19 protein-coding genes are annotated in these 26,605 nt (G+C 75.0%); 4 read left to right on the top strand and 15 right to left on the bottom strand.

The genetic code is table 11. From position 1 onward, the window contains the following. Window positions 1-215 precede the first annotated feature (215 nt). Window positions 216-2,792 (top strand): DUF7402 domain-containing protein, encoded by a 2,577-nt coding sequence (locus tag FHX36_RS13740; RefSeq protein WP_110550747.1) that lies wholly within the window; start codon window positions 216-218, stop codon window positions 2,790-2,792. Here the strand turns inward: FHX36_RS13740 and FHX36_RS13735 are convergent. From FHX36_RS13735 to FHX36_RS13705, 7 genes are all read right to left on the bottom strand, one after another. Further along, window positions 2,780-4,300, bottom strand: coding sequence for a glycoside hydrolase family 71 protein (locus FHX36_RS13735; protein WP_110550748.1), 1,521 nt, complete (start codon window positions 4,298-4,300; stop codon window positions 2,780-2,782). The two genes, FHX36_RS13740 and FHX36_RS13735, sit on opposite strands and share 13 nt — an antisense overlap. A 7-nt stretch (window positions 4,301-4,307) precedes the next feature. Next, a complete protein-coding gene (locus tag FHX36_RS13730; RefSeq protein ID WP_181428620.1) occupies window positions 4,308-7,013 on the bottom strand; it encodes an alpha/beta fold hydrolase in 2,706 nt (901 codons plus the stop codon). An 8-nt stretch (window positions 7,014-7,021) separates the two neighbouring features. Beyond that, window positions 7,022-8,116, bottom strand: a complete 1,095-nt coding sequence (locus tag FHX36_RS13725; protein ID WP_110550750.1) for a glycosyltransferase — start codon at window positions 8,114-8,116, stop codon at window positions 7,022-7,024. Beyond that, window positions 8,113-9,303 carry a glycosyltransferase family 4 protein gene (locus FHX36_RS13720; RefSeq protein WP_110550751.1) on the bottom strand — a complete coding sequence of 397 codons (1,191 nt, stop codon included), beginning with the start codon at window positions 9,301-9,303 and terminating at the stop codon, window positions 8,113-8,115. The genes FHX36_RS13725 and FHX36_RS13720 overlap by 4 nt, the downstream gene beginning before the upstream one ends. Further along, window positions 9,303-10,604 (bottom strand): hypothetical protein, encoded by a 1,302-nt coding sequence (locus FHX36_RS13715; protein ID WP_110550752.1) that lies wholly within the window; start codon window positions 10,602-10,604, stop codon window positions 9,303-9,305. Before FHX36_RS13715 ends, FHX36_RS13720 begins: the two co-directional genes overlap by 1 nt. Next, window positions 10,601-11,683 carry a glycosyltransferase gene (locus tag FHX36_RS13710; RefSeq protein ID WP_181428621.1) on the bottom strand — a complete coding sequence of 361 codons (1,083 nt, stop codon included), beginning with the start codon at window positions 11,681-11,683 and terminating at the stop codon, window positions 10,601-10,603. The genes FHX36_RS13715 and FHX36_RS13710 overlap by 4 nt, the downstream gene beginning before the upstream one ends. Window positions 11,684-11,828: 145 nt before the next feature. Beyond that, window positions 11,829-13,382: an O-antigen polymerase gene (locus FHX36_RS13705; RefSeq protein ID WP_146251508.1), complete on the bottom strand. Its 1,554-nt coding sequence runs from the start codon at window positions 13,380-13,382 to the stop codon at window positions 11,829-11,831. A gap of 227 nt (window positions 13,383-13,609) precedes the next feature. On the opposite strand from FHX36_RS13705, the gene FHX36_RS13700 reads away from it, so the two are divergent. Next, entirely contained in the window at window positions 13,610-15,613 is a 2,004-nt protein-coding gene (locus FHX36_RS13700; protein WP_110550755.1) for a tyrosine-protein kinase domain-containing protein, read from the top strand. A 486-nt stretch (window positions 15,614-16,099) separates the two neighbouring features. Here FHX36_RS13700 and FHX36_RS13695 read toward each other — a convergent pair whose 3' ends face one another. The 8 genes from FHX36_RS13695 to FHX36_RS13660 all read right to left on the bottom strand — a co-directional run bounded on the left by FHX36_RS13695 (window position 16,100) and on the right by FHX36_RS13660 (window position 24,303). Beyond that, on the bottom strand, window positions 16,100-17,215 hold the full coding sequence (locus tag FHX36_RS13695; protein ID WP_110550756.1) for an LCP family protein: 1,116 nt from the start codon (window positions 17,213-17,215) through the stop codon (window positions 16,100-16,102). Between the two features lie 214 nt (window positions 17,216-17,429). Then, window positions 17,430-17,945 (bottom strand): GGDEF domain-containing protein, encoded by a 516-nt coding sequence (locus FHX36_RS13690; protein ID WP_181428623.1) that lies wholly within the window; start codon window positions 17,943-17,945, stop codon window positions 17,430-17,432. 102 nt (window positions 17,946-18,047) lie between these two features. After that, window positions 18,048-18,878, bottom strand: a complete 831-nt coding sequence (locus tag FHX36_RS13685) for a hypothetical protein (protein ID WP_110550758.1) — start codon at window positions 18,876-18,878, stop codon at window positions 18,048-18,050. Window positions 18,879-19,097: 219 nt separating this feature from the next. Next, complete coding sequence (locus FHX36_RS13680) at window positions 19,098-20,174, bottom strand: glycosyltransferase family 4 protein (protein ID WP_110550839.1); 1,077 nt, start codon at window positions 20,172-20,174, stop codon at window positions 19,098-19,100. A gap of 2 nt (window positions 20,175-20,176) precedes the next feature. After that, window positions 20,177-21,298, bottom strand: coding sequence for a hypothetical protein (locus FHX36_RS13675; protein WP_110550838.1), 1,122 nt, complete (start codon window positions 21,296-21,298; stop codon window positions 20,177-20,179). A 170-nt stretch (window positions 21,299-21,468) separates the two neighbouring features. Next, window positions 21,469-22,446, bottom strand: coding sequence for a glycosyltransferase family 2 protein (locus tag FHX36_RS13670; protein ID WP_181428634.1), 978 nt, complete (start codon window positions 22,444-22,446; stop codon window positions 21,469-21,471). Beyond that, complete coding sequence (locus FHX36_RS13665) at window positions 22,443-23,090, bottom strand: C40 family peptidase (protein ID WP_181428633.1); 648 nt, start codon at window positions 23,088-23,090, stop codon at window positions 22,443-22,445. The genes FHX36_RS13670 and FHX36_RS13665 overlap by 4 nt, the downstream gene beginning before the upstream one ends. A 58-nt stretch (window positions 23,091-23,148) precedes the next feature. Then, window positions 23,149-24,303, bottom strand: coding sequence for an Ig-like domain-containing protein (locus FHX36_RS13660; RefSeq protein ID WP_110550836.1), 1,155 nt, complete (start codon window positions 24,301-24,303; stop codon window positions 23,149-23,151). 348 nt (window positions 24,304-24,651) lie between these two features. Here FHX36_RS13660 and FHX36_RS13655 point away from each other — a divergent pair, with 348 nt between their 5' ends. Both FHX36_RS13655 and FHX36_RS13650 read left to right on the top strand, forming a co-directional pair. Next, complete coding sequence (locus tag FHX36_RS13655; protein WP_110550835.1) at window positions 24,652-25,566, top strand: hypothetical protein; 915 nt, start codon at window positions 24,652-24,654, stop codon at window positions 25,564-25,566. After that, entirely contained in the window at window positions 25,563-26,600 is a 1,038-nt protein-coding gene (locus FHX36_RS13650) for a glycosyltransferase (RefSeq protein ID WP_220035808.1), read from the top strand. The genes FHX36_RS13655 and FHX36_RS13650 overlap by 4 nt, the downstream gene beginning before the upstream one ends. Window positions 26,601-26,605 lie beyond the last annotated feature (5 nt).

Raw genomic sequence — 26,605 nt, 5'->3', positions numbered from 1 at the left:
GCCGGGACGGCGTCGTCCGTGGCCCGTCGCCGGTATGTCACCGCCAGTGATCGGAACTGGACTGTCCGGTGGTCACCCACCCGGGTGAACCTCCGCGGCGGTCGAGCGACCGTGCTGGTGGAACCGCAGGTCCAGGACCGGTCGGTGCCGAGGGCAACCGATCTGGCCATCACAGGGAGTAGCCAGGGAGGGGGTCGGGCGGTTACGGTGCGACCGTGCGCGCCCCCTCTCCGTCGTCCCGCCGCCAGCGCCTCGCGCAGCGGCTCCTGCAGTCGTCGTCGGCGGTGCCCGGCCGGGCGGCCAGGCGCGTCTCCGTCGCGGTCGTGTCGGCGGTGCTGCTCGGCACCGGTGCGCTGGCGCTGGCACCCGCTGCCTCGGCCGCGGACTGCCCGCTCGGCAGCACGGTCAACGTCGTGGCCCACCCCGACGACGACCTCTTCTTCATCAACCCGGCGATCGCGCGGGACGTCACCGCCGGCCGGTGCAGCACCACCGTCTTCGCCACCTCGGGCGACGGTGGCGACCGTGCGGGGTACTCCCAGGGCCGCGAGCTGGGCCTGCAGGCGGCCTACGCCGACATGGCCGGCGTCGCGAACTCCTGGACGGCGGCGCGTCCGACCTTCGCCGGCAAGGCCGTCACGGTCATGACCCTGACCGCGCGGCCGACCGTGCAGCTGGTCTACCTCCGGCTGCCCGACGGCAACATCGACGGCAGCGGCTTCGCCAGCGCCGGCTACGGCAGCCTGGAGAAGCTGTACCGCAACCAGGTCAGCAGCCTGTCGACGATCGACGCCCCGCAGCAGACCTACACCCGGTCGGCGCTGGTGGCCACGCTCGGCGCGGCGCTCACCGCCGCCTCGCCCACCGCGATCCGGACCATGGACGACGTCCACGACTACGGCGACGGCGACCACAGCGACCACTACACGGTGGCCCGGCTCACCGCGGAGGCCCGCGCGCAGTACCTGCCCTCCGTCCGGTTCAACGGCTACCTCGGCTACCCCGGTGGCTACCTCCCGGAGAACGTCACCGGCACCGACCGGGCGGCCAAGCTCAGCGCCTTCGAGGCGTACGCGCCCTACGACTCGGCGATGTGCCCCACCCTCGAGGAGTGCCGGGCCGCCGGCCGGCCGGACGCGCTCTGGCTGCTGCGCAGCTACCTGACCGACGGCGGCAGCGACACCACCCCCGACCCGGGCACCGAGGACGGCAACGCGGCCGCGGCGGCGCGGGTGACGGCGTCCTCGCAGAACACCGAGACCGGGCAGCTGGCGGCCAAGGCCGTCGACGGCACCGTCGACGGCTGGCCGGGTGACCACACCGCCGAGTGGGCGACCCAGGGCGGCGGCGCGGGCAGCTGGCTGGAGCTGAACTGGGGCGAGGGCATCGGTCTCGACCACGTCACCCTCTTCGACCGGCCGAACACCAGCGACCGGATCACCGGCGGCACGCTCACCTTCTCCGACGGGTCGACCGTCGCCGTGCCCGCGCTGGCCGACGACGGCTCCGCGGTCACCGTCACCTTCACGCCCCGCACGACGACGTCGGTGCGGTTGACGATCACCTCGGTCAGCTCGACCACGTCCAACGTGGGGCTCGCCGAGATCCAGGCCTGGACCGGCGGCGGGTCGACGACCCCGCCCCCGACGACCACGCCCCCCACCACGACGCCTCCCACCACCACGCCGCCCACCACGACCCCGCCGACAACGACCCCGCCGACCTCGACCCCGTCCGCCAACGTGGCCGGCGCGGCGACGGTGACGGCCTCGTCGCAGAACACCGAGACCGGCCAGCTGGCGAGCAAGGCCGTCGACGGGGTGGTCGACGGGTGGCCCGGCACCTACACCGCCGAGTGGGCGACCCAGGGTGGTGGCTCCGGGAGCTGGCTCCAGCTCGCCTGGGCGCAGCCCCGGTCGCTGGACCGCGTCGTGCTCCACGACCGGCCGAACACCAGTGACCGGATCACCGGGGGCAGACTGACCTTCTCCGACGGGTCGACCGTCGCGGTGCCCTCGCTGCCCGACAACGGCACCGCCCTGACCGTCACCTTCGCAGCACGCTCCACCACGTCGCTGCGCCTGGACGTCACCGCGGTCAGCACGACCACGTCGAACGTGGGCCTGGCCGAGCTGCAGGCGTGGACGGTGGCCGGTACGCCGACGACCAGCGCACCCACGACCACCGCGCCGACGACCAGCGCACCGCCGACCACCACGGCTCCCACGACGACGGCGCCCACCACCTCGGCACCGCCGACGACCACCGCGCCCACGACCAGCGCACCGCCGACCACGACGCCTCCCACGACGACGGCGCCCACCACCACGACACCGCCCACCACGACGGCGCCCACCACCTCGGTGCCCGCGACCACCAACGTGGCCCGGTCGGCGACGGTGACGGCCTCCTCGCAGAACTCCGCGACCGGTCAGCTCGCCAGCAAGGCGGTCGACGGTGTCGTGGACGGGTACCCCGGCGTGCACACCGCGGAGTGGGCCACCCAGGGCATCGGCGCCGGGAGCTGGCTGCAGCTCGGCTGGGCGTCCCCGGTGCGGGTCGGCCGGGTCGTGCTGCACGACCGGCCGAACCCCAACGACCAGGTCACCGGGGCCACGATCACCTTCTCCGACGGCACCTCGGTCACCGTGCCGGTGCTGGACAACGCCGGGGGAGCGGTCACGGTGACCTTCCCGGCCCGGTCCACCAGCACGCTGCGGGTCACCATCACCTCGGTGAGCGGCACCACCGAGAGCGTCGGGCTGGCCGAGCTGCTGGCCTACGGGAGCTGATCGGCGGTCCCGCGGCCGCTGCTCACCACGCGGTACTGCACGTCCTGGACCACCGGGTCGGCCTGCACCTCGAACGGTGACGCGACCTCGGTGACGACGTCGCCGTCCCGCTCCACCTCGGCGGCCACCCGGCCGACGGCGAGCGGCAGCAGCTCGGCGTGCACGCCGGCCGGTGCCTCGTAGCGGTGCACCTCGTCGCCGACCTCCACCCGCACGGTCGCCGGCGCGGTGAGGAAGGACAGCACCTCGACCGCGTCGCGCGGCGGGCTGCTGCCCTCCCGCAGCTGCATCAGCTGCGTCTGCCCCGACGGCACGGCGCCGGCGAACTGCACGCGGTGGGACACGTACACGACGTCGCGGACGAGGTCGGGCTCCGCTCCGGTCTTGAACTGCGCCAGGTACCAGGCGCCGATGTCCAGCGGGCCCCAGCCGATGTTGGTGGACGGCGCGAACTCGGTGCCCTCCGAGTAGTCGTTCCACGTCGTCAGCTGCACCCAGTCGGCCGCGTCGACCGCCGCCTGCCAGGTCAGCCGCAGGTTCTCGGTGTTCAGCGCCTCGTCGTAGAGGCCCTGGGCGGGGCGCTGGTCCTGCATCGAGACCGGCTGCATCCAGATCTTCCCGCGGGCGTGCGCCTCGGCGGCGGCCACGACCAGGTCGCCCTGCGCGCCGGGGCTGCGGTCGCCCCAGTTGGAGAACCCGTGGCTGATCGGGGCGAACGCGTCCGCCGTCCCGGCGTCGTAGGTGAGGAAGCAGGGCACCAGGGCGACGTCCAGGTCGTGCTCGGTGGACATCACCTCCAGCCACCGCGTCCACCACGGCGCACCGACCCGCTCCGCGAAGAACGGGGAGACGACCAGCCGGCCGTCGTCGAGGCGGTACAGCGACGTGAACTCGGCGGCCAGCCCGGCCACGGCGTCGGCGAGGGCGTCGACGTCGTCGACCGCCGGCGAGGTGGCGTCGGGCATGAGCACGATGGTGAAGTCCGGGTCGGCCTGCTCGGCCGCCTGCAGCAGCAGGAGCACGGTCGGCCAGTAGTCGCTGCCGGCCAGGCCCAGCAGGTCGACGGTGAACCCGTCGATGCCGGCCGCCGAGGCGTTGCGGACGTCGGTGGCCATGTCGGCCAGCTCCCAGTCGCCCGACCGGTGGGGGTCGCGGGGCAGCGGCCGGTCGCGGAAGAACCCGCCGTAGGCGGCGTGCACCCCGCCCTCGCCGTCGGGGTCCAGGTACTCGCGGGTGTAGTAGTCGGTGGCGGCCGGCTCGTCGTCCAGCGAGATCGGGTACGGCGGGAAGTAGTGCGCGAAGACCTTGCGGGGCGAGCCGGCCAGCTCCCCGGCCGACGGCAGGTCGAAGGCCAGCGGGTGGTCCCCGGGGCGCTCGACGCGGTCGTCGCCCCCCGCGACGACCACGATCACGACGGCCACCAGCACGGCGACCACCGCCGCCGCGAGGACGAGCAGCCGGCGGGGCGGCCGGTGTCGGTCCCCGCGGCGGGGGCGGGTGGTCGGCATGGTGGGCTCAGTCTCGCTGCTGCCCCGGCAGACCGTCGATCACCGCGGACATCCGCGCCGCGATGTCGGTCACGTACGGCCACCGGAGCACGGCCGTGTGCGTGCAGTGCACCTGCACGATCTCGTGCTCGCCGCGCAGCAGCGGGCCCCACCAGCGGGCGTCGTCCTGGTTCTCGTCGGTGAGCACCACGATGGTGCGGCCGTGCCACGGGCGGGGACGGTGCACCTGGGCGATGCCGATGCCGTGCAGGTTGAAGATGTCCTTGCGCGCGGCCAGGTCGGTGGTCGTGCCCAGGCCCGCGGTCAGGATGCGCAGCCGCGTGCGCAGGTACGCCCGTTCCGGGCGAGCGGCTTGGTCGGTCTCGACACCGGGCTCGCGTCGCCGGCGGCGGACGCTCGTCGGGGTCAGGAAGTCCAGCAGCACCGAGGCGGCGATCCGGACCCGCGACCGGCGCAGCGCTGCCAGCGGCGACCCCTCCTGCTCGGAGACCCGTGCGGCCGGCGGCAGCACCGTGTCCAGCAGCGTCACCAGCGGCACCTGCCGGCCGGCTGCACCCAGCAGCTGGGCCACCCGCAGGGCGAACAGGCCCCCGAGGGAGTGCCCGGCGAGGACCACGGGACCGGTCGGGGCGATCTCCTCGATCATCCGCACGTACCGGCGGGCGGCCTGCCCGACCGTCCAGTCCGGCACGCCCGGGTTCTCGAAGCCGTTGACCTGGAAGGCGTAGACCGGCTGGTCGGCACCGAGGGCCGTGGCCAGGGGCTCGAAGAACGCCGCATGGCCGCCCGCGCCGGCGAAGCAGAACACCGGCGGCCGGGTGCCGCCCGGGTGCAGCCGCACCAGCGGTCCGGTGCGCCGCACGGCCGTCCCGCGCTGCGCCTCGCCGACCAGCTCGGCGAACTCGGCGAGCGTCGGGTGCTCGGCCAGGTCCGCGGTGCTGACCTGCACCCCGCAGGAGGTGCCGACGGTGGTCAGCATCTCCTCGACCGCCAACGAGTCACCGCCCAGCGCGGTGAAGCTCTCGTCCCGGCTGACGTGGTCCAGCCGCAGGATCCGGGCCCAGATGGCCTCGATCGAGGCCTCCCCGTCGGTCGCCGGGGGCACCGGCTCGGGGCGCGGCGGAGGAGCCGGGAGCTCGGCTGCCGCCACCTTGCCGCGCTCGTTGCGCGGGATGCGGCCCAGCACCACGACGTCGCTGGGCACCATCCAGGCCGGCAGCACGCGGGTGAGCGCGGTGCGCACGCTGGCCGCCGAGGGCGTCCGGTGCTGGGGGTCCGGGGTGACCCAGGCGACGAGCCGCAGCTCCCCGTCGGCGCCCGGGATGGCCCGGACGGCGGCGTCGGCGATCTCCGGGTACCGGCGCAGCGCCGTCTCCACCTCCTCGGGGGCGACGAGGTAGCCGCGGATCTTGACCGCGTCGTCGGTCCGGCCCAGCACGTGCAGGTCGCCGGCCTCGTCGAAGCGCGCCCGGTCGCCGCTCCGGAAGAGCGTGCGCCCGTCGGGCAGCGCGGTGAACACCCGGGCGGTCTCGGCGGGGTCGCGCCAGTAGCCCGCCGACATGTACGCCGAGATGACGTGCATGACGCCGACCTCGCCGCGCGGCACCTCGCTGCCCTCGTCGTCGCGCACGGACACCTCGCGCAGCTCCACCGGGCGCCCGGCCGGGATGATCCCCTCGGGGACGGGGTCGGTCGCGGTGATCTCGTAGGCCGAGATGGCCTCGGTCTCCGAGGAGCCCAGCCAGTTCACGAACGAGGCGTGCGCGCCGAGGTGCGGCCGGATGTCGTGCACGTCGCGGCCGTACACCTTCTCCCCGGCGGTGGTGACCACGCGCACGGAGGAGAGGACCGCCCCGGACGGCAGGGCCGCCTTGATGGCGCGCAGCAGCGACGGCGTGAGGTGCAGCGTGGTCGCCTGCACCTCGTCCAGCCAGCGCACCAGGTCGGCCATGCCGTGCTGCCGCGGGTCGCGGACGTGCAGCGTCGAGCCGTTGAACAGCGCGCCGAAGATGATGATCTGCCCCGCCGCGAATGCCTGGGGCAGGACCAGGGTGACCCGGTCGGCCGCCGTGAAGCGCATCGAGCGGCCGGTCGTGTACCCCGAGGCCAGGACCGTGCGGTGGGTGTAGACGACGCCCTTCGGCTGCCCCGTCGTGCCCGAGGTGAAGATCAGCGACGCGGGGGTGTCCAGCGTGGGGGCCGGCCACGGCTCGACGGGCCCGGGGGCGGCGGGGTCCTGGTGCACGCCGAGCACGGCGGTCACCCCGGGGACGTCGAGGGCCAGCGGGTGGCGCTCGGCGTCGGCCAGGACCACGCGGATGCCGGCGCGCTCGGCGATCAGCGCGATCCGGGCCTCCGGCAGCTGCACGTCCAGCACCACGCAGGGGTGGCCGGCGACCATGACGGCGACCATCGCCACCACGCTGTCGACGCCCTGCTCGGCGAACACCCCGATCGGGCACGGGTGCTCGGCGTCGGCGTCCGGCAGCTGGGCGGCGGTCTCCCGCAGCACGGCCGCGAGGGCCCAGGCGCGGTCGGCCAGCTCGGCGTAGGTGACCCGGCCGTCGGCGGCGACCAGCGCCGGGTGGTCCGGGACGGCGCGGGCCAGCTCGGTCAGCCGCTCGCCCACGGAGGTGTGCGGCCCGGGGACGACGAGCGCCGGGATGTCAGGGAGGGCCGAGGCGGTCGTCGTCTCGGCGTCGGTGGTGGTCATCCGGGTCATCACGCTGCCTTGGTCGCGGAACGGTGGCCGAGAACGTCGTCGACGGTCCCGATGAGCTGGCGGTGGAAGGCCGCGGGCGACCACTGGGCGCCGTGCCTGCGGATGGCGGCACGGTCCCAGGTGCCGGACAGCAGCCGGCGGATCGACGCGCGCAGCGAGTCGTCTGTGGTGGCGTCCAGCCAGGTGCCGGTCAGCCCGTCGACGCAGGTCTCCAGGTAGCCGCCCTCCTGGATGGCGCCGACCGGCGTGCCGAAGCCGAAGGCCTCGACCGGGGTCAGGCCGAAGTCCTCCCACGAGCAGGCCAGCAGCCCGGCGGCGTTCTTGTAGAGCCACCGGAGCTGGGCGTCGGAGACGTTGGTGAGCTGCACGATGTTGTCCGGCCACGGCTCGTCGGACCGCCCGCCGACGACGACCAGCCGCTGGTCGGGCATCCCGGCGACGGCCGACATGAGCAGGTCGGTGCGCTTGTACCCGCGGGCCCGGCCGACGGTGACCAGGAAGCCGGCGTCCAGACCGGGCACCGGCTCCTCCGGGCCGAACGGCTCCAGCCCGCGCGGCGGGTGCACGACCTGGGCCTCGATCCCGTAGACGCGGCGGATCCGGTTGGCCACGTTGCGCGAGTTGGCGATGTAGCCGTCGGCGGAGAGCGCCCCGCGGCGGTCCAGCGTGGTGAGGTGCGGGCGCAGCATGGCGATCGCCAGCTTGACCAGCGGCCCGGAGCCCTTGAGGTAGTCCGCCGTCTGGTGCAGCCACCGCGGGGGGTTGTGGCAGTAGACGATCTTCGGCGCGTCGGCCGTGACCTGGTGGGCGAAGCCCGACGACGAGACCAGCACCAGGTCGGCATCGGTGATCCGGTGGTGGCTGAAGGAGTCGCTCAGGAACGGCAGGGCCAGCCGCGGGTCCTGGCGGAGCAGCGGCACCCGGTTCAGCGGCAGGGTGGACACCTGCATGTCGGAGAACTGGGGGTAGGTCCGCTCCGGGTCGTACACCGACGTGAGGACGACGTCCGAGGAGTACGCGCGGGCCATCTCCAGCACGACGCGCTCGGCGCCGCCCCGCTGGGTCAGGTAGTCGTGGACGATCGTGGTCTTCATGCCGTCTGCACCTCTCGGGTCGTGCTGATGAGCTCCGCGTAGACCGCGAGCACCTGCGCGCCGATCGACTGCGGAGAGAAGTCGAGGACGCGTGCGAGGCCGGCCTGGGTGAGTCGTGCTCGGAGTGCCGGGTCGGCCTGCAGCTCGCGCAGGGCCGCCGCCAGCTGGTCGACGTCGCCGGCGTCGTGCAGGAGCCCGTCGACGTGGTCGGTGAGGATCTCGCCGGGACCGCCCTCGCGGGTGGCGACGACGGGCACGCCGGCGGCCAGGCCCTCGAGGACGACCTGGCCGAAGGGCTCGGGGATGGTCGAGGCGTGCACCAGGACGTCGAGGCCGGACAGCACGCCGAAGACGTCCGTCACGAAGCCGGTGAGCTCGACCCGGTCGCGCAGGCCCAGCCGGTCGATCTCCTCGTGCACCTGGCGCTCGTAGTCCTGCTCGCCGAACATCGCCGCGCCGATGAGCACCAGGCGGGCGTCGTCGCCGAGGTGGGCCTGCGCGAAGGCGCGGATCGCGACCAGCTGGCCCTTCCACGGCGAGAACCGGCCGACCATGCCGATCCGCAGCGGGCCGTCGCCGGTCCGCGGGGACGCGCGCTGGACCAGCGCGGTGTCGATCGGGTCGCCGATCGGGGCGGGGGACAGCGCGGCCCGGCGGCCCAGCAGCGCCGCGAGGCGGGGGGACAGGGTGCCCGCCGTCGCGCGGCTGTTGCTGATGACCCGGCTGGGCAGCACGGCGGTGGCCAGGCGCGTCGCGGCGACGGCGGCTCCCGGCAGGTAGTCGGGGGCGATCCGGTCGCGGACGTGCCAGACGCTGGGCACGCCGGCCAGCCGGGCGGCGAGGGTGCCGTAGAAGCCGGCCTTGAGCGAGTTGGTGTGCACCAGGTCGACGTCCAGCTCGCGGATGACCCGCCGCAGCTGCACGGCGTAGCGGAGGACCGAGGTGATCCGGCCGAGCGCGACGAGCGGGTTGCGCAGGGTGTCCTTCCGCAGGTCCTTGGTGCTGCCCGGCAGCGGCATCACCCGGACGTCGACGCCCAGCGCGGTGAGCCGCTCGACCAGCGCGCCGTCCTCGCCGAGCACGACGACCGGGTGCACGGCGGGCTGCAGCGCGGGGATGAGCCGGAGCAGGGCGATCTCCCCGCCGGAGGCGGCCGCGGAGTGTCCGAGGAACATGACGGTGGGCATCAGCTGGCCTTCCTGTCCGACTGCCCGGGGACAGCGGTGGTGCAGAGCACGGGGGCGGGTGCCGGTGCTGCGGCCACGGTCGCCGCGGTGACCGACCAGATGCGCCGGAGCGAGAGCGTGGTCAGCACCAGGCCGGAGCAGATCGAGCCGATCAGCGCCCCGTTGGCACCTTCGACCAGGGCGCCGACCACCAGCGCGGGCAGCCCGACGGTGAAGGCGGCGATCAGGTAGCGGTAGCCCTGGGACGCCGAGCCGATCGGCGCCAGGCCGGTGAGGAAGAGGGCGTGGCCGAGGAAGGCGAGGGCCACCACCGCGCCGGCGAGGGCGCTGGTGAGGTGTCCCACCGAGACGGTGCCGGCGAACAGCAGCCGGACGAGCGTGGGGGTGGCGACGGCCAGGAAGGCCGCGACCAGCAGCGCGAGGGGCAGCACCAGCACGCTGGCCCGCCGGGCGCGCTGGGCGCGCTCGCGGTCGGTGGGCGGCTCGGACACCCAGCCCGCGGCGCCCTGCGGGACGATGGCCAGGCCGCCGAGCACCACCTTGGCCAGCCGGTCGCAGGCACCGAACAGCGGGTAGGCCGCCGGGGCGAGCAGCGCGACGACCGGGCCGGCGATGAAGCTGTACCCGGCGTCCAGCGTGCGGGCGAAGGTGGCGAAGCCCAGCGAGCGGCGGCCCTGCGGGTTGCGCCAGACGTGCGGGCCGCGCCGCGTGCGCCCCGCGACCACCGACCAGCTCACCAGCGCCGTCCCGCAGGAGACGACCAGCATGACCAGCGGGAAGGTCCACAGCGGCGCGTCGAGGAGCAGCAGCAGGCCCAGGGAGACGGCGTTGCCGACCAGCCGGGGCACGCCCTCCAGCCAGACGAGCGCACCCGGGCGGCCGATGCCGATGAAGTACCAGGCGGGGGAGAGGCCGATCGCGGTGACCGAGAAGGCGCTGAGCACGCAGACGAGCGGGTCGGCGGGCTGGACCAGCCAGACCACCAGCGCGGTGAGCGGGAGGCAGGCGGCCACCACGACGCCCCGGCTGCGCATGCTCGCCCGCAGGATCGCCGGGCGCCGGTCGGCCGGGGAGGTCGCGACCAGCGCCGGGCCCTCGGTCGGCCACTGCAGCGAGCAGACGACCGACGCCGCGGCGCCGATGCCCTGCCCCAGCACGACGCTGGTCCACCCGGGCTGGCCGAAGAGGCTGCTGACGGTGGGGAGCAGGACGAGGTTGGACAGCGTCGAGAGCACCGGCAGCAGGGCGAAGGCGCTCATCCGCCGGAGCGGCACCGGGATGCGCTGCAGCCAGCGGGTCATCGGGCGGCCCGACCGGACCGGGCACCGGCGGAGAGCAGGGCGTCGTACTCCCCGAGCACGTCGGCGCTCATCCGCTCCACCGTCAGCCAGTCCAGGCCGCTCGCGGCAGCGGCCCGCAGCCGGGCCTGCTCGCCGGGGGTGGTGAGCACGCGGTGCAGGGCCGCCGCCAGCTCGGCGTCGTCCCCGGGCGGCACCAGCACGCCGGCGGCGCCGCCCTCGAGCACCTCGGGGATGCCCCCGGTGGCTGCGCCGACGATGGCCGCCCCGGCCTCGCGGGCCTCGGCGAGCACCAGGCCGAAGGTCTCCGACAGGGACGGCAGGACGAAGACGTCGGCGCTGCGCATGTACGCGTAGGCGTCGCGCCGGAACCCGGCCCACTCCGCCCGCCCGGCCAGGCCGAGCTCGGCGGCGAGGCCCTCGAGGGCCGGCCGGTCGGGGCCGTCGCCGACCAGGTGGAGGGTCGCGGGGAGCTCGGGGTGCTCGCTGACGAGCCGGGCGAAGGCGCGCAGCAGCACCGCCACGCCCTTGTGCTCGTACATGCCACCGACGTAGACGACGGCCGGGTGCGCGAGGTCGGCCGGCGGCAGGTCGAGCAGCGGGCGCCGGCGGGGACCGCCGAGCACGCCGTTGCGGACCACGCCGATCCGGCGGGGGTCGACCGACGAGCTGAGGATGCCGGCGATGCCCTCGCTGACGGCGATCACCCGGTCGGCCATCCGCAGGCCGGGCGACCAGCGCCCCAGGTCGCGGTGGGCGCTGTTCAGCACCGGCACGCCCGGGCGCGCGAGCCGGGCCACGGCCAGGCCCTTCAAGGTGTGGGTGTGCACCACCGACGGGCGCAGCTGCCGGACGAGGCGACGGGCCGCCGGCACGCTCCCCGGGCGCAGGGTGAGCGGGACGCAGGTGACGCTGTGTTGGGTGAGCAGGTCGACGTACTCGCCGCCGGCCGAGGCCACGGTGACCGTGCAGCCTGCGGCGGCCTGGGCGATGGCCAGGTCGACGGTGACGTCGACGATGCCGTTCCCGATCTCCTGGACGTGCGGCAGGAGGTGCAGGACATGCAACTCGCTGGCGGGCACAGCTCTCCTCGGAACAGGGCCGGGACCTGCGCTTTCAGCCGTCCCGGAGATCGGCGAGACCGGAGCGTAACGGCGCCGGACCGGAAAGCGGACCGCTTTGGCGACCGGCGACACCCCTCCGGGGGACTTTCGGCGCGCCGTGCGGTCAGGTGGCGGAGCTGTTCACCGGAACGGGTGACGCAAGCCCGGGGGACCCATCACGCTGCGTCATCACATCGGGTCGATTGCCGGTGACCGAGGCGGCCTGGCGGGTCACCCCGACCAGCAGCAGCACGGTGACCGTCAGCCAGATGGGTGACAGCGAGCCGAGCGGGCCGCGGATGAGGCCGAGCTGGGCCAGGCAGAGGAACGGGGCGAGCCAGGCGCCCATGCTGCCGGGGTGGCGCAGCCACGCCTCGTCGATGCGCGACCACAGCAGGCCCATGGCGAAGGTCAGCAGCAGCATGCCGATGATGCCGAACTCGAGGTAGAACTCGGCGTGCACCGGCAGGGAGAGGTTGGTGAACCAGTAGTCGCGGTTCTCCGCCACGTCGATCGAGGCAGGCGTGGCCTTCGTCGTCCAGAGCGACCGGGGGACGAAGAAGAACAGCGCCGACGAGATGTAGGACCCGAGGCTGTAGCCGTGGTCCTCGACGTAGATGAAGGTGTTGACGACCTGCTGGAAGCCGTCGAAGTCCTTGCTGGCGAACACCGTCAGCGGTGAGGCGCTCCCGCCCAGCTGGGTGCCGGTGTCCGAGGCGAGGGCGTTGCTCAGCGGGTAGATGCCGAGGGTCGCCACGAGCAGGCCCAGGGTGAGCCCGCGGCCGGCGGTCCGACCGCGGGGCCGCACCATGGCCAGCGCGATGGAACCGAAGGCGGCCAGGCTCAGGAAGCGGGTGTTGCTGATCGGGTTGGCGTACAGCACGACCGCGCCGAGCGACACGACCAGCCCGGCGGCGTCGGACAGGCTGGCGTGCATCCAGCCACCGGCGGCGCGCGCCTCGCGGATCCGCCAGATGAACAGGTGCGCGGCCACCACGGCCAGGGCCGCCGGCAGGATCGAGGCGACCGCGACCTGCAGCCCGCCGCTGCTCTCCAGCGTGACGCCGGCCTGCGTCAGGTCCTCCACCCGGTCGGCGCGGGAGCTGAAGAAGGTGCCCACCCCGCCGTTGGTGAGCACGACGTAGGGGGTGAGCACGCCGAGGAGGCCGAGGTAGCCCCACGGCGTCCACGAGCGGGGCCGGACGGAGCGGACCGGGGCCGGCTCCGGGAGGTCGGCGCGGCGCGCCCGGCGCCGGCCGCCGAGCCACATGGCCAGCGCGGTCGACGTCGTCGCCAGCAGCGTGAGGGCCAGCGCGGCGGTGACCCGGTCGGTGTCGTTCAGCAGACCGGAGTCGTTCCACGCGAGCGCGCGGTGGGAGATCTGGTAGAGCGGGCCGACACCCAGCCAGGACAGCGTGAAGACGAAGAACACCATGCGCATCGGGCGCAGCCCGGTCACGTAGCTGCTCACGATCCCGCAGGCGCACAGCAGCAGCTGCGCGGTCAGGATCGTCGCCTGCAGCAGGCTGTCGAACATCCACAGCCACGGGAGGGCGAGGGCCAGCACGGCGCCCGGCAGGATCACGTAGTGCCGGCTCGCCGGAGCCCTGGAACCCGTCGTCCGGGCGACCCGCGAGGCGCTCAGCGCTCCCGCCACGCGGGCCATCGATCGGGGCACGGCGGCAGGACCTCGCCTTCGGGGACTCGGAGCAGGGCGGACGGTGGCCATGATGCACGCGACAGCGGTGCGTCACGAGCACTGTCCACCCGCCGGGTGGGTGTCGGCGCCCCGGTCCCATCCTTTTGGGTTGGGGCCGTCCCATTCCCCGTCGGCCGCTCCTATGGTCATCTGCATCGCGCGTCGCGTGTGACCGAACGTGACCGCAGAACCGGTGGAGGACGACGTTGGAGCTCAGAAGTGCCGTGGCCGCAGTGCGATCAGGCTGGTGGCTCGTCGTCATCGGCCTCGTGCTCGGCGCCATGGCGGCGCTGGGGCTGAGCCTGGCCACCACCCCCGTCTACACCGCGACGTCGCAGCTGTTCGTCTCGACCACCGGGTCGGAGTCGGCCACCGACGCCCTGCAGGGCAGCCAGCTGTCCCAGCAGCGGGTGAGCTCCTACACCCAGCTCCTCACCGGTGAGGAGGTCGCCGGGCGGGTGATCGACCAGCTGGACCTGGACATGACGCCGGGCGAGCTGGCCGCGGAGGTGACGGCGACCGCGGTCACCGACACCGTCCTGATCGACGTCTCCGTCACCGACCCCTCGCCCGCCCGGGCGCAGCAGATCGCCAACGGGCTGGGCGTCCAGTTCCCCCAGATGGTGGCCGAGCTGGAGGCCGACGACGAGGACACCGGCTCACCGATCCAGGTGACCGTCGTGCAGTCGCCCCAGCTGCCCACCGCGCCCAGCTCGCCGCAGACCAGCCGCAACGTCGTCCTCGGTGGCCTGCTCGGGCTGGTGCTCGGGCTGGCCGTGACGCTCGCCCGGGCCAGCTGGGACCGGTCGGTCAGCGACGCGGACGTCGCCACGGCGCTGACCGGGGCTCCCGTCCTCGGCGTGATCCCGCGGCTGCCGGCCGGCGACGCCGACCACGTGCTCGAGCAGGCCCCCGGCCGGGTGCCCGAGGGCTACCGGCAGCTGCGCTCGATCGTGCAGTCGCTGCCGAGCACCGGGCCGACCACCGTGCTCATGGTCGCCAGCCCGGTCCCCGCGCAGGGCGCGAGCAGCGTCGCCGTCGAGCTCGGTCGCGCGCTGGCCGAGGCCGGTCGCCGGGTCACCGTGGTGGAGGCCGACCTCGGCCGCCCGCGGCTGGCCGGCCAGCTGGGCCTGGGCGAGCAGGACGGTCTCAGCACGGTCCTCAGCGGCCAGGTCGCCCTGGCCGCCGCGCTCCAGCCGTGGGGCAGCGACCACCTGTCGGTGCTCCCCGCCGGACCGGTGCCGAGCGGGGACACCGAGCTCTTCGAGTCCACCCGGATGGGGACGCTGCTTCAGGAGCTGCGCGACCGCAACGACTTCGTGATCATCGACGCGCCGCCGGTGCTCGCCTCCGCCGACGCCACCGACCTCGCGGTCCTGGTCGACGGGGTGCTCCTCGTGGTGCGCTACGGCACCACGAGCAAGGAGCAGCTGCACCAGGCCGGCGTCCTGCTCGACCGGGTGGGCGCCACGACGCTGGGCGTCGTGCTCACCGTGGTCCCGGCCAAGTCCGACCTGGTGTCGTCCTACGGGCGCACCCCCGCCGGTGCGCAGTCGTCGAAGCGCCGCCGGTCGGCCAAGCGCCGCGCGGAGCCGGCCGGCACGGCACGTCCGGACGCCGTCGAGCGCGACGACGAGCCGGTCGCGATGCCGGTGCCGACGCCGGTCCCGGTGCCCGCGGTGGAGGCCAGGGACGTGGCCGCCGCCGACGTGGCGGACGACGCCGCCGGTGCTGACGCAGCCACCGACGACACGGCCACTGCGGATGCGGCCGTCGATGAGACCGCCACTGACGACGCCGCCACCGACGACGCCGACACCGCCACCGACGACACCGCCACCGACGACACCGCCACCGACGACGCCGCCACTGACGACGCCACCGACACCGACGACGCGGACCCCGCGCCGTCGGCGGAGGCCACGGCCGACCCGGAGCCGGTGGGTGACGAGCCCGCCGGGGCGACCGCTGTCCCGGTGGCTGCCCAGGACTCAGCTCCGGCGCAGGCCCCGGCTGCTCCGGCCCCGGCCCAGGCTCCGGCCCAGGCTCCGGCCCAGGCTCCGGCCCAGGCTCCGGCCCAGGCCCAGGCCCAGGCCCAGGCTCCGGCCCAGGCCGAGGAGCCGGCGGACGCGGAGGCGGCTGCCGAGACGGACGAGTCCGCCACGGACGAGGTGCCGGCGGAGCGGAGCCCCGCCAGCGCGCGGTCCTGACCCGACGCACCCCCCCGCTCGGACGGCCGAGCCAGACAGCAGAGAGCACCGGCGACCCGTCGCCGGTGCTCTCTGCTGTCGGTGGCCGGCGGGTGGAGAGCCACCGGCTGCCCTCCCCGCGCACGGTGACCTCGGCTGTCGCGGGTGGCGGCGGTGAGCGAGGTGCGCAGCTGTCCCGGGCGTCAGGAGCCCGGGCCAGGACGCCCTGCGCCGGACCGCTCCGGCCGGGCACGCGCCCGCCCGGGAGCCGGCGCCCTCGTCCCCACGCCGTCCTGGGGGAGCCCCCGCGGGGGCACGGGGCAGCCGACCGGGCACCGGGAGCGGCCCGGATCGCCGGCCGTGCCCCGGAGGGCAGCCGCCCGCCGTCGTCCCCCGGGCCGTGCCGGACGACGGCGCGCGACGGGTGCGCGCCGCAGGGCCGTGACGGCAGCGGACGTGCGCGCGGCCCGGCACCGCCGGAGCAGTGCCGGGCCGCAGGCCGAGCGGTCAGTTCGTGACGGCGGGCAGGGCCTCGTCGGCGAACTCGTCGGCGTTCTGGCTCAGCGAGTCGGTGTTGAGGTAGCCCCACATGCGCTCGCCGGTCGTCCGGTCCAGGTACACCACGCTGGCCGTGCCCTCCGTGCCGGTGCCGAGCACGGGCGCGGTGAAGAACTGGACGGTCGACGGGGTGAGCCCCCGCAGCGAGTAGGCCAGGGAGAGCAGGTCGGCGTTGCTCAGGCCGTCGTCGACCGCGACGGCGCTCGTGACGGCCAGCAGCGTCTCGTCGAGCTTGCCGGGCGAGGTGAAGACGTCCTGGCTGAACAGCTGGGTGAACATGGCGCGCAGGTAGTTCTGCTGCCGCTTGACCCGGTCGAAGTCGCCACCGGGCAGGCCGTGCCGCTGCCCGACGTACCAGCGCGCCGCCTCGCCGTCCAGGTGGTTGACCCCGGCGGTGAAGGTGTACGGGCCCCAGGTGGTGGTCTCCGGGACGACGACGTCCAGCCCGCCGAGGGCGTCGGTGACCTGGGTGAGCCCGTCGAAGTCGATCGCGGCGTAGTGGTCGATGCGGACGCCGGTCAGCTGCTCGACGGTCTGGATCAGCAGCGTCGGGCCGCCGTAGGCGTACGCCGCGTTGATCTTGGCCTGGCCGCGGCCGGGGATGTCGACCCAGGAGTCGCGGGGGATGGAGATGACCTGGGCGTGCTGCCGGTCGCCGGAGAAGCGCGCGATCATGATCGCGTCGGAGCGGGCGTCGGGCAGCTCGCCGGGGGCGAGGTCCTCCCGGGTGTCCGAGCCGACCAGCAGGAAGGTGACGGGCTCGGCCGCCGGCGCGTTCACGGCGGTCGGGGAGGGGGCTGCGGGGCGGGAGGCGTCGTCCAGGCCGTCGAACACGTCGGTGACGCGCTCGATGTTCCCGCCGTAGCGGTTGGTCAGGTACCAGAGGCCGCCGCCGATGACCAGCGTGAGCACCAGCGACAGGGCGCCCAGGGTGATCAGCGTGCGTCGCAGCCACCGCCGGCGACCGGGCCGGGGCTCGTCCGTGCCGGTCTCGTCCGACGCCGGGTCACCGGGCGCGGGATCGACGGCGACGTCGGCCGGGTCGGCCGGGGTGGGGTCGCTCATGTCGTCCTCCGGGCTCCAGGTGCAGTACACGCAGAGTAAGCGCGCGCGGTCGCGGTCTGTCGGGCTGCGAAGGTCGGCTCACCCGTTCGAGCAGCGGGAACCCGCGCCGGCCGCGAGGTGGTGACGGCCCTCGACCGGGCGCGCGACCACCCGGCGTCACCGGGCGGGGCAGCGACGGGCGCGCCGATCACCGGGCGCCGCGTCGCTGCGGTCCTCAGTGGCGGGTGCCGCTGTAGCGGATGACCTGCCCGCTGCCGACGCTGCGCGCGGTGGCGAGGCAGAGCGTGGCCCGGCGGTGGACCTCGCTGGCCGACGTGTCAGGGGAGAGCCCGGCGATGCCGGCGCAGGCCGTCAGGCCCGGGATCTCCACCCCGAGCACGGTGCGGATCAGGCGGTTGGCAGCGGTCTCGGCGTCCGGGGCGGCGCCGTTGAGCACGACGGCGAACTCCGTGGGGCCCGAGCGGGCGATCCAGTCGTCGCTGCGCAGGTCCGCGGAGAGCGCGCCCGCGACCCGGTCGAGGTGGCTGCCCGGCATCGGCCAGCCGGTGTCGCGGTGCAGCAGGCCGACGAGGACCAGCGCGGCAGGTGCGACGTCCGAGGACGGGGAACGCTCGGCGAGGTGGTCGAGCAGCGTGGCCCGGGTGGGGAGCAGGGTGACGGCGTCGGTGACGACCGCGGAGGTGAGCTGTGGCAGGTCCCCGTGGTCGACCGTGGTGGTGGCGGTCGGCATGGAGGAGTTGTCGACCCGGGCAGCGGATCGGTTGACCTCCGCGACCATCCCCTCCCTCGCCCGGGGGAGAGCGGGACCGCCCGACGTTTGAGGCCCGGCGGCTCAGCCGCCGAGGACGGCGGTGATGCTGGCGATCACGGACTCGATCGGGTCGCCGGTCGGCTCGGCGGCCCGGCTGGTCGGGGTGGTCGCGTCGGTGGTCACCGGCGCGACCTCCTGCTCCGCCGTGGTCCGAGTGGGCGCGGCCTGGTCCTCGGGCACGCTCGCCTCCGGCGTGCCGGCGGTGGGAGAGCCGCCGGCCTGCGTCGTCGGATCGGTGGTCGGGCCGGTGCCCGGGGCGGGGCTCGGTGCGCTCCCGGCGGCGGTGGGCACGGTCGACCCGCCGTCGGGCGTCAGTGGTGCGCCCGGGGCGCTCTGCCCACCGACAACCGGCGGGGCGCTCGCGGTGGACGACGGTCCGGCGCCCGGCGTGCCGCCGTCCGGGGTGGGACCGGAGGAGGTCGAGCCGGACGGGGTGGAGCCGGACGGGGTGGAGCCGGACGAGGTGGAGCCGGACGGGGCGGAGCCGGCCGTGGCCGGGCCCGCGGTGCCGGTGCCGGCGGAGGTGCTCCCGGACGGGGTGCTCGGGCCGCCGGTTCCCGCCGTGACGGAATCGGGCTCCGCGGTCGGGCTGGGCGTGATGGACGCGGCCAGGACGCCGCCGCGGCTCAGTGCCTCGAGGGTGTCCTCGGCCTGGTCGGGGTTGGCGGCGACCTCCGCGGCGACGGCGTCGTGCAGGCCGAGCGCGCTGCTGGAGCGGGCGAGCACCGGGGCCATCGCGATGGCGAGGAGGGCCGTGCCGGCGACCAGTCGCTGCGGGGTGCGGCTGCGGGTGCGCACCCGGGCGTCCGGATGGGTGGCGGGCGCGGCGTCGGCCGCGTGCCGGCGGCGCACCGGTTCGACGACGGCAGGTGCTGCGACGGGCTCCGGGCGCGCGGCGACGGCGCGGTGGCGCCCGGTCTCGGTGAGCGCGGCCGATGCCTCGACGCGGCGATGGCGGCCCGCTGTCTCCGGGCCGTGCTGTGCGCTGTGCACTGTGTGTCCCCCCGTGTGCGCCGGTCCCCGAACCGACTTACCGGAAGGTAATTCGTATGGCAGTGAGTGCCTAGACACTCACGGCGTGTCGCCAACGACACGCCGATCCGCCGGGTGGGCGGTCGCGGTCCCCGGGTGGCGGGCGGCGAGGGCGGCCAGCCAGAGGTCCTCGACCCGGGGGAAGACGGCGTCCGCGCTGTACCGCTGCTCGAACGTGGTCAGCGCCGCGGCGGCCAGCTCCGCGCGCCGTCCCGGGTCGTCGAGCACCGACTGCAGCGCCGTCCGGAAGGCCTCGACGTCCGACGGCGGGACGACGATCCCGCGGCCGCCCTCGAGCACCGCGGCGATCCCCCCGACGTCGGTGGAGATGACGCAGTTCCCCCGGGCCATCGCCTCCAGGATGAACATCGGCATCGCCTCGTCGCGCGAGGGCAGCACCGCGATCCGGGACCGGTCCAGCAGCGCCATCAGCTCCTCGTGCGCCAGCGAGCCGGCCATCCGCACCCCGGGGATCCCGGCACGCACCAGCTGCTCGTCCCGCACGGGCCCGGCCACCACGAGCTCCCAGCCCGGGGCGGACGCCTGCTCCCAGGCGTCCTGGAGCACGTCGATGCCCTTGCGGTGCGACACGACGCCGCCGAACACCACCAGGTCCTGCTTCTCTGCCGGCCGGCTGGACGGGATCGCGTTCGGGACCAGCACCACCCGCTCGGCCGGCACGAAGCGGGTGGCCACCTCGGTCGACTCGTCGGAGAGCGTGATGACCCGGTCGGCACCGCGCAGCGTCCACCCGGTCACCCGCGGGTGCGCCGCGGCGAACCGGGCGAAGGAGCTGCCGTGCAGGTGGGCGACGGTCGCGACGCCGCGGGCGTGCGCGATCCGCATCAGCAGCCCCTCGCGGTAGAACGACCCGCGCTCGGACAGGTGCGCCACCACCACCGACGACCCGCGCGGCAGCCGCAGCACCCGCAGCAGCGCGCCGGCCGCCTTCCCCGCCGCGGCCCGGTGGTCGCCGGGGTCGCCGCGCGAGGTGATCACCGCGACGTCGACCCGGGGGAACGGCCACGCCAGGTAGCCGTTCACCACCTGGGTCATCCCGCCGGCGATGTCCCCGACCCGGCCCAGGTGGTGCACGGTCGGCCGAGAGGCGCCCACCGTCAGCTCGCGATCGGGTCGGCGACCGGCCGCGGCGCCGTCGGTGGGGCCTGGCCGGTGAGCACCTGCAGCACGTCGTCCCGGTGGCCGCGCAGCCGGGCCCGCGCCTCGAGCAGGCTGCCGAACACCTCCGCCCGCCGTGCTGCCAGCGCCTCGAGCCGGGCGACCAGCGCATCGAGGGAGGTGCCCGAGGCGTCGACCGTCACGTCGTCGATCCCGATGGTGCGGAAGTGCCGGTCGATCTTGTCCGACGGCGCGACCAGCGAGCCCACCGGCACCGCGCCCTCGGTGAAGGCGCCGATGACCACGTGCAGCCGGTCCGACAGCGCCATCGCGGTGCGGGCGTAGAGCTCGCGCAGCCGCTGCTCCTGCGCCAGGTGCCCGGTGCCGTCCCAGGTGAGCGCCTGCCCACCGAGGTCGGCGGCCAGCTGCCGGGTGCGGGCGTCGTCGGTCTCCACCTGGGTGACCGCCCAGACCTGCAGGCCGTGCAGTTCCGCGTAGCGGCGCACCCCCTCGATCCACGCCGGGCTCGGGTACGGGCGGTCGGGCTGGTCGCCGCGCATCGACACGACGAGCACCCTGCGGGTCGCGGCATCAGTGGCGAACCGGGCCACCGCGGCGTCGTCCGCGCCCTCCCCGAAGGCGAGGTCGGGCATCACCGCCCCGCTGCCCATGTACTCGCCGGTCGTCAGGTCGCGCCACAGCGTGACGTCGGACAGCGCGATCGACGGGCGCATCAGCGCCCGCGGGACCGCGGCGTAGTTGCGGGTGCCGACCCCGGCCCGGACGGCCCGGCCGCCACGCAGCCGCAGGGCCACCAGCAGCGGCAGCATCGACAGGTGCTCCTTCATCCCGACCAGCGTCAGCTGGATCTCGCCGGGCTTGAACACGTAGGCGGCCCGGCCGCGCAGCGCGGCCGACAGCGCCTCCCGGTACCACTCCCCGAGCGAGCGGTAGACCCGGTCGTCGGGACCCAGGCCCAGGCCCTCGTCGTAACCGGCGGGGGAGGGGCCGACGTAGACGTGCAGCTCGCCGGCCGGCCGGACCCAGTCCAGCAGCTGGCGGCGCAGGACGATGTCGCCGATGTTCTCGTACTGACCACGGCCGATCGCGAACACCTTCACCGCAGCGCCTCTCGGGTCGGGGATGGGACGTCGCGGGAGCACGCGCTGGCCGTTCAGCACCGTCTCGCCGATCCTGCGACCGACCCTAGGGGCGCGGACGCCGTCGTCCCACGGCTGGACCGGAGACGTAACCGACCGTTCACCAGGGCGGACGCCGGCGGTGAGCCCGCTCACCTGTTCCCGGCGGCGAGCACCTTCCGGTAGGCGCGCAGCGACGTCCGGGCCGTCGCGGCCAGCGCCAGCCGCTTCGCGTCGCGCCGGCGGGCCAGCAGCGCGAACTCGCGCGGGCCCAGCCGGGGCCGCAGCCGGCGCAGGAGCCCGGCCCGCTCCTCGTCGGACCAGGCGCCGGTGACGGCGTCCTTGATGCCGGACAGCGTCAGGTAGCGGACGACGAAGTAGCGGTGCTCGTCGGTCCCGGTCAGCGGCGGCTGCACGGTGGCCGCCACCCGGTCGACGACGCCGGCGATGAGCTCCAGCGACTCGGCCCGGCGCGACCTCGAGGTGATGATCGAGCTGCTGCGGATGCGGTACTCGTAGACGGTCTCGGGCAGGAAGGCGACCCGTCGGGCGGCGGCCAGCGACTGGGCGGTCATCGCGAGGTCGGACTGCACCCGGGCCGGCGTGAACTCGATGCCCAGCAGCAGCTCCCGGCGGAACAGCTTGTTCCACAGGTGTCCGGTGACGTCGCCGGTGAGCAGCAGCCGGAACGCCTCCCGCCCGTCGACCGGCGGGCTGCTGGGCGCGAGGTGCCGGCTCGGGGCCCTGCCGCTCGCGTGGGTGACGTCGGCAGCGGCCACCACGACGTCGGTGTCGGCGCCCTGCGCGGCCGCGGCGACCAGCCGGGCGGCGGCATCGGAGGGCCAGGCGTCGTCGGAGTCGACGAACCAGACCCAGGTCCCGCTGGCCGCCTCGACGCCGTGCCGGCGGGCGCGCGCGACGCCGCCGTTCTCGGCGAGCGGCCGGAAGACCACCCGCGGGTCGCGGTCGGCGGCGGCCTGGGCGATAACCCGGGAGCCGTCGGACGAGCCGTCGTCGACGATCACCAGCTCGACGTCGACGCCCCGCTGGGCGAGCACCCGCTCGACCGCGTCCTCGAGGTGCGCCTCGTCGTCGAACACCGGCAGGACGACGCTGACCAGCGCGGTCACGCGTACACCGGGAGGGCGAAGGTGACCCGCTCGTCCCAGGGCCGGGCGAACCGGCGGACGAACCGCTCGGCGTGGGGCAGGTTCATCGGGTGGTCGCCCTCCACGGTCTGGGGCACGCCGGCGGTGACCGAGGTGACGAGGCCGACGTGCACCGGCCGGGTCTCGTCGCCGCGGTGGTAGAAGACCAGCGCGCCGGGTTGCGGGGTCGGGCCGACCCGGCCGGCCTGCGCGAGGGCGGCGTGCAGGGTGGCGGGGTCGGCGGTCGGCGGGACGCCGTTGTCGCGCAGCAGCCAGCACACGTAGCTGCTGCTCCAGGCGGCGGAGGTCACGCCGGACCAGGCGCTCCACGGGCTGCCGAGCAGCCGCCCGCCGGTGCTCTGCTCCACCGCCGCGAGGACCGCGTCCAGCGTCCCCGCCACGACGGGCGGTGCCGGGGGCGGAGCGGCCGGGGGCAGCGGTGTGCTGCCGGCCGGCCCCGACGTCGGGGTTCCGGTCCGGGTCGCGACGACGAGCCCCGCGCCGCCGGCGGCCAGCGCCGCGGCGCCGGCCGCGAGGAAGGCCCGCCGGGACAGCGGCGGCCGGCGGTGCGGCGGCTCCGCGGGCAGCTCGTCGTCCCGGGCCTCGACGGTCAGGTCCTGGGTCACGCGAGCACGCCGTCCCGGTAGGAGCGCGGGTCGGCCTCCTCGACGGTCAGGTCCTGGGTCACGCGAGCACGCCGTCCCGGTAGGAGCGCGGGTCGGCCTCCTCGACGGTCTCCGCGATCCGGTGACCGGTGAAGAGCACCGACACCCGGTCGAACCGGTCGTTGACCCGGTACAGCTGCAGGTCGGTGCGGAACGGCTCGGAGTCCGGTCGCAGCAGCACCCGGGGCAGCCGGACCGTGCCGGTGGTCAGCTGCACCGGGCGCACGGCGGTCGACTCGCCCTGGTTGACGTACGTCTCGACCCAGCCCTCCTCGATCGACGACGACGCCCGCACCCGGAACACCACGTCGGTCCACCGGCCACGCCGGTAGGGCAGCGCCAGGAACGCCACCGGGTCGCCGGGGTTGAGCTCGTTGCCCCGGACGGCGAACTCGTCGACCGGGTCGTCGACCGTGCGCCGGTTCGCGTGCAGCACGAACGGCGACCCCTGCTCGTAGGGCGGGCCGTAGAACTGGAACAGGGCGATGTAGCCGGTCGCCCGGTCGCCCGGGTTCGTCGGGTCGTCGTCGGGGAAGACGGTGGGGAAGTCCGGCGGGGGCAGGAAGGCGAAACCGACGCAGAACTCGTCGCCCTCGACGACCGTGCGCGGGCTGGAGGACTGGAAGCGGACCGTGGTGTCCGTCGGCTGGTCCTCGTCGCGCTTCGCGGAGTTCGGCACCGAGACCGCGACCACCCGACGGGCCGCGCCGAGCACGGGGTCGTCCTGCACCTCGGCGTAGGCGCTGCCGACCACGACGGCGTGGCTCTCCCGCCAGCGCTCGGTCGACCCGCTGTAGTCCGCGGCCCAGGCCAGCTCCGGCCGCCAGCCACCGGCCGCGGCCCGGCTGCCCGCGGCGGACGAGCGGTTCGCCGTGGTCACCGCGACGTGGGGGGCGTCGACCTGGACGCCGTCCACCTCGGCCCGCGCGGTGATCCAGAACAGCGCGTCCGAGGGCGCCGCCACGTCGGGGTCGACGAGCTTGCGGGTGGTGTCCCAGCGCACCCGGTACTCCCGGTCCCGCACCCGGGTGGCCGTCCGGGTGCCGGCCTCGGGGAGCCCGATGACGACGGTCACCTCGCCCACCTCGCTGCCGCCGGACACCCGGACGGTGACGTCGACCGTGCCGCTGACGCGGTCGCCGTCCGACGGCGAGGTCACGGCGATGGAGGCCACGGGTCTCCTCTGGGCACGACGGGCTCGGGCGACGGGATCGGGCGGGTGCCGGGACTGCGTCGTCGGAGTCTCCGCCGGTCCGCGGGGGCCACCGGAGGGGGTCCGGGGTGGCCGCGGTGGGGGCCGGTGCGGCCGATGATGCGCGAGCCGCCGGGGCCTGTCAAAGCCCCCGGCGGCGCGTTCCCGGGCCCCGGGCCAGCGCGTGTTACGGGCCGTGACCGGGCAGGTGAACGTTGCGCGACCTGCGTTGTCACCGCCTGGTCGCGCGGTTAGCTTTCGACCGCATCACTCGACGAGGTCGACGGGCGGGCGTCCACCCCGTCGTGGCCCCCGCCGGGGAGGACACACGTGAACACCTGGCGCCCCGAGGCCGACGAGCCCCCGACGTCCCGGCCCGGCTTCAGCCGCCGGACCGTGCTGACCGGCGCCGCCGCCGGTCTGGCCGCCGTCGCGATCGGCTCCCAGCCCGCGCAGGCCGCGCCGGTGTACACCCCGATCCCGAAGCTGCCCGGCGAGGTGTCCCGCACCGACACCCGGACGACCCGGCTCGGCAAGAAGCCGTTCGAGACGATCGACGTCGTCTGGGGCACCGACACCGCCCGGCTCTACGTGCCGTGGGCGACGCCGCCGAAGGCGAGGGCCAAGGGCGGGGTCGTGTGGTTCTACCACTCCAACGGCAGCACCCACACCGCGCTGGACGGCGCCTACAACTACGGCGCGATGATGGCGGTCGACCAGGGCGCGGTGTGCATCTGCCCGTTGTTCGGCGGGCCCAGCACCTGGACGACGCAGGCCGCGCTGACCCACCAGGTGAACTGGTCGAAGTACGTGAGCGGCGTGTTCACCGTCGGCGTCGCGTTCGCCCGGGCCAACTCCGGGGGCGCCGCGCTGATGACCTACGCCTACGCCACGAACCTGGTGCCGGCGCTCAAGGGCATCTACCTGGCCAACGGCACCTACGACATGGAGGAGCTGTACTCCCGCGACCCCGGTCGCATCGGCCCGCCCTACGGCGACGACCCGGCGCTGATCGCGGCCACCAACCCGGCGCGGCTGCCGCAGGCCTCCTGGACCGGCAAGCGGTTCAAGGCCGTCGTCTCGCTGGTCGACCCCGTCGTCCCGCCCACCCGGCACGGGCTGGCGATGGCCGACCTGGCGCGCCCGGTGGCGACCGACGTCCGCGTCCAGCAGCACGACCAGGGGCACGTGGTGCCGAGCTGGACGCAGCAGGACATGATCTCCACCTTCGCCTCCTGGCTGTGACCGGCGGCCCGGACGCCGGCCGGACGGGGACGGCGCCCCGGCTGGTCGTGCTGCACTCGCTGCGGCCGCCGGACGGCACCACCAAGTACGTCGACCAGATGGTGGACGGCGCCGCGCCGGAGGTCGACGTCCGGTTCTTCTCCTGGCGGACCGCGCTGCGCGAGCGCTACGACGTGCTGCACGTGCACTGGCCCGAGCTGCTCATCCGGGACAGCCGGCGGCCCTACCTGCGGGTGGTCCGGCGACGGCTGCTCGACGTGCTGCTGCTGCGGCTCCGGCTGCAGCGGATCCCGCTGGTCTGGACGGCGCACAACGTGCACCCGCACGAGGCGGGCACCGCGGCCGAGCAGCGGTCGCTGCGCCGGTTCACCCGGGCGATCGACCTGGTGGTGCGGCTCAACCCGGCCAGCCCGGTGACCGCCGGGCGGGACGACGTGACCATCCCGCACGGCCACTACCGCCAGCGGTTCTCCCGGTACCCGCTGCCCGACGCCGAGCCCGGCCGGGTCCTCTACTTCGGGATCATCCGGCCCTACAAGGGCATCGACACCCTCATCGACGCCTTCGCCGAGGTGCCGGGGGAGGACCTGCGGCTGCGCGTGGTCGGCAAGCCGCACGAGGGCCAGGCGGAGATGGTGGAGGCCGGCACCGCCCGCGACCCCCGGGTCAGCAGCCTGCTCCGGTACGTCGACGACGACGTCCTGGTCGAGGAGATCCGCCGGGCGCAGCTGGTCGTGCTGCCCTACCGCGGGGTCATGCACAACTCGGGGTCGCTGCTGGCCGCGCTGTCCCTGGACCGCCCGGTGCTGGTGCCGGCGTCGCCGACCAACGAGGCGCTGGCCGAGGAGGTCGGGCCGGGGTGGGTGCTGCAGTACCGGGGCGAGCTCACCGCGGAGGTGCTGCGCGACGCCATCGACCGAACCACCGACCTGCCGGCCGGCGGCCCGCGGCTCGACGACCGGGACTGGGACGAGGTCGGCCGGCGCCACGCCGAGGCCTACCGCCGGGCGCGGGCGCTCCGCGGCCACCGGTGAGCGGT

Origin of the sequence: Modestobacter versicolor (assembly GCF_014195485.1) — a bacterium.
GTDB classification, from domain to species: Bacteria; Actinomycetota; Actinomycetes; order Mycobacteriales; family Geodermatophilaceae; genus Modestobacter; species Modestobacter versicolor.
This window is presented reverse-complemented; position numbering and strand designations above follow the sequence as displayed.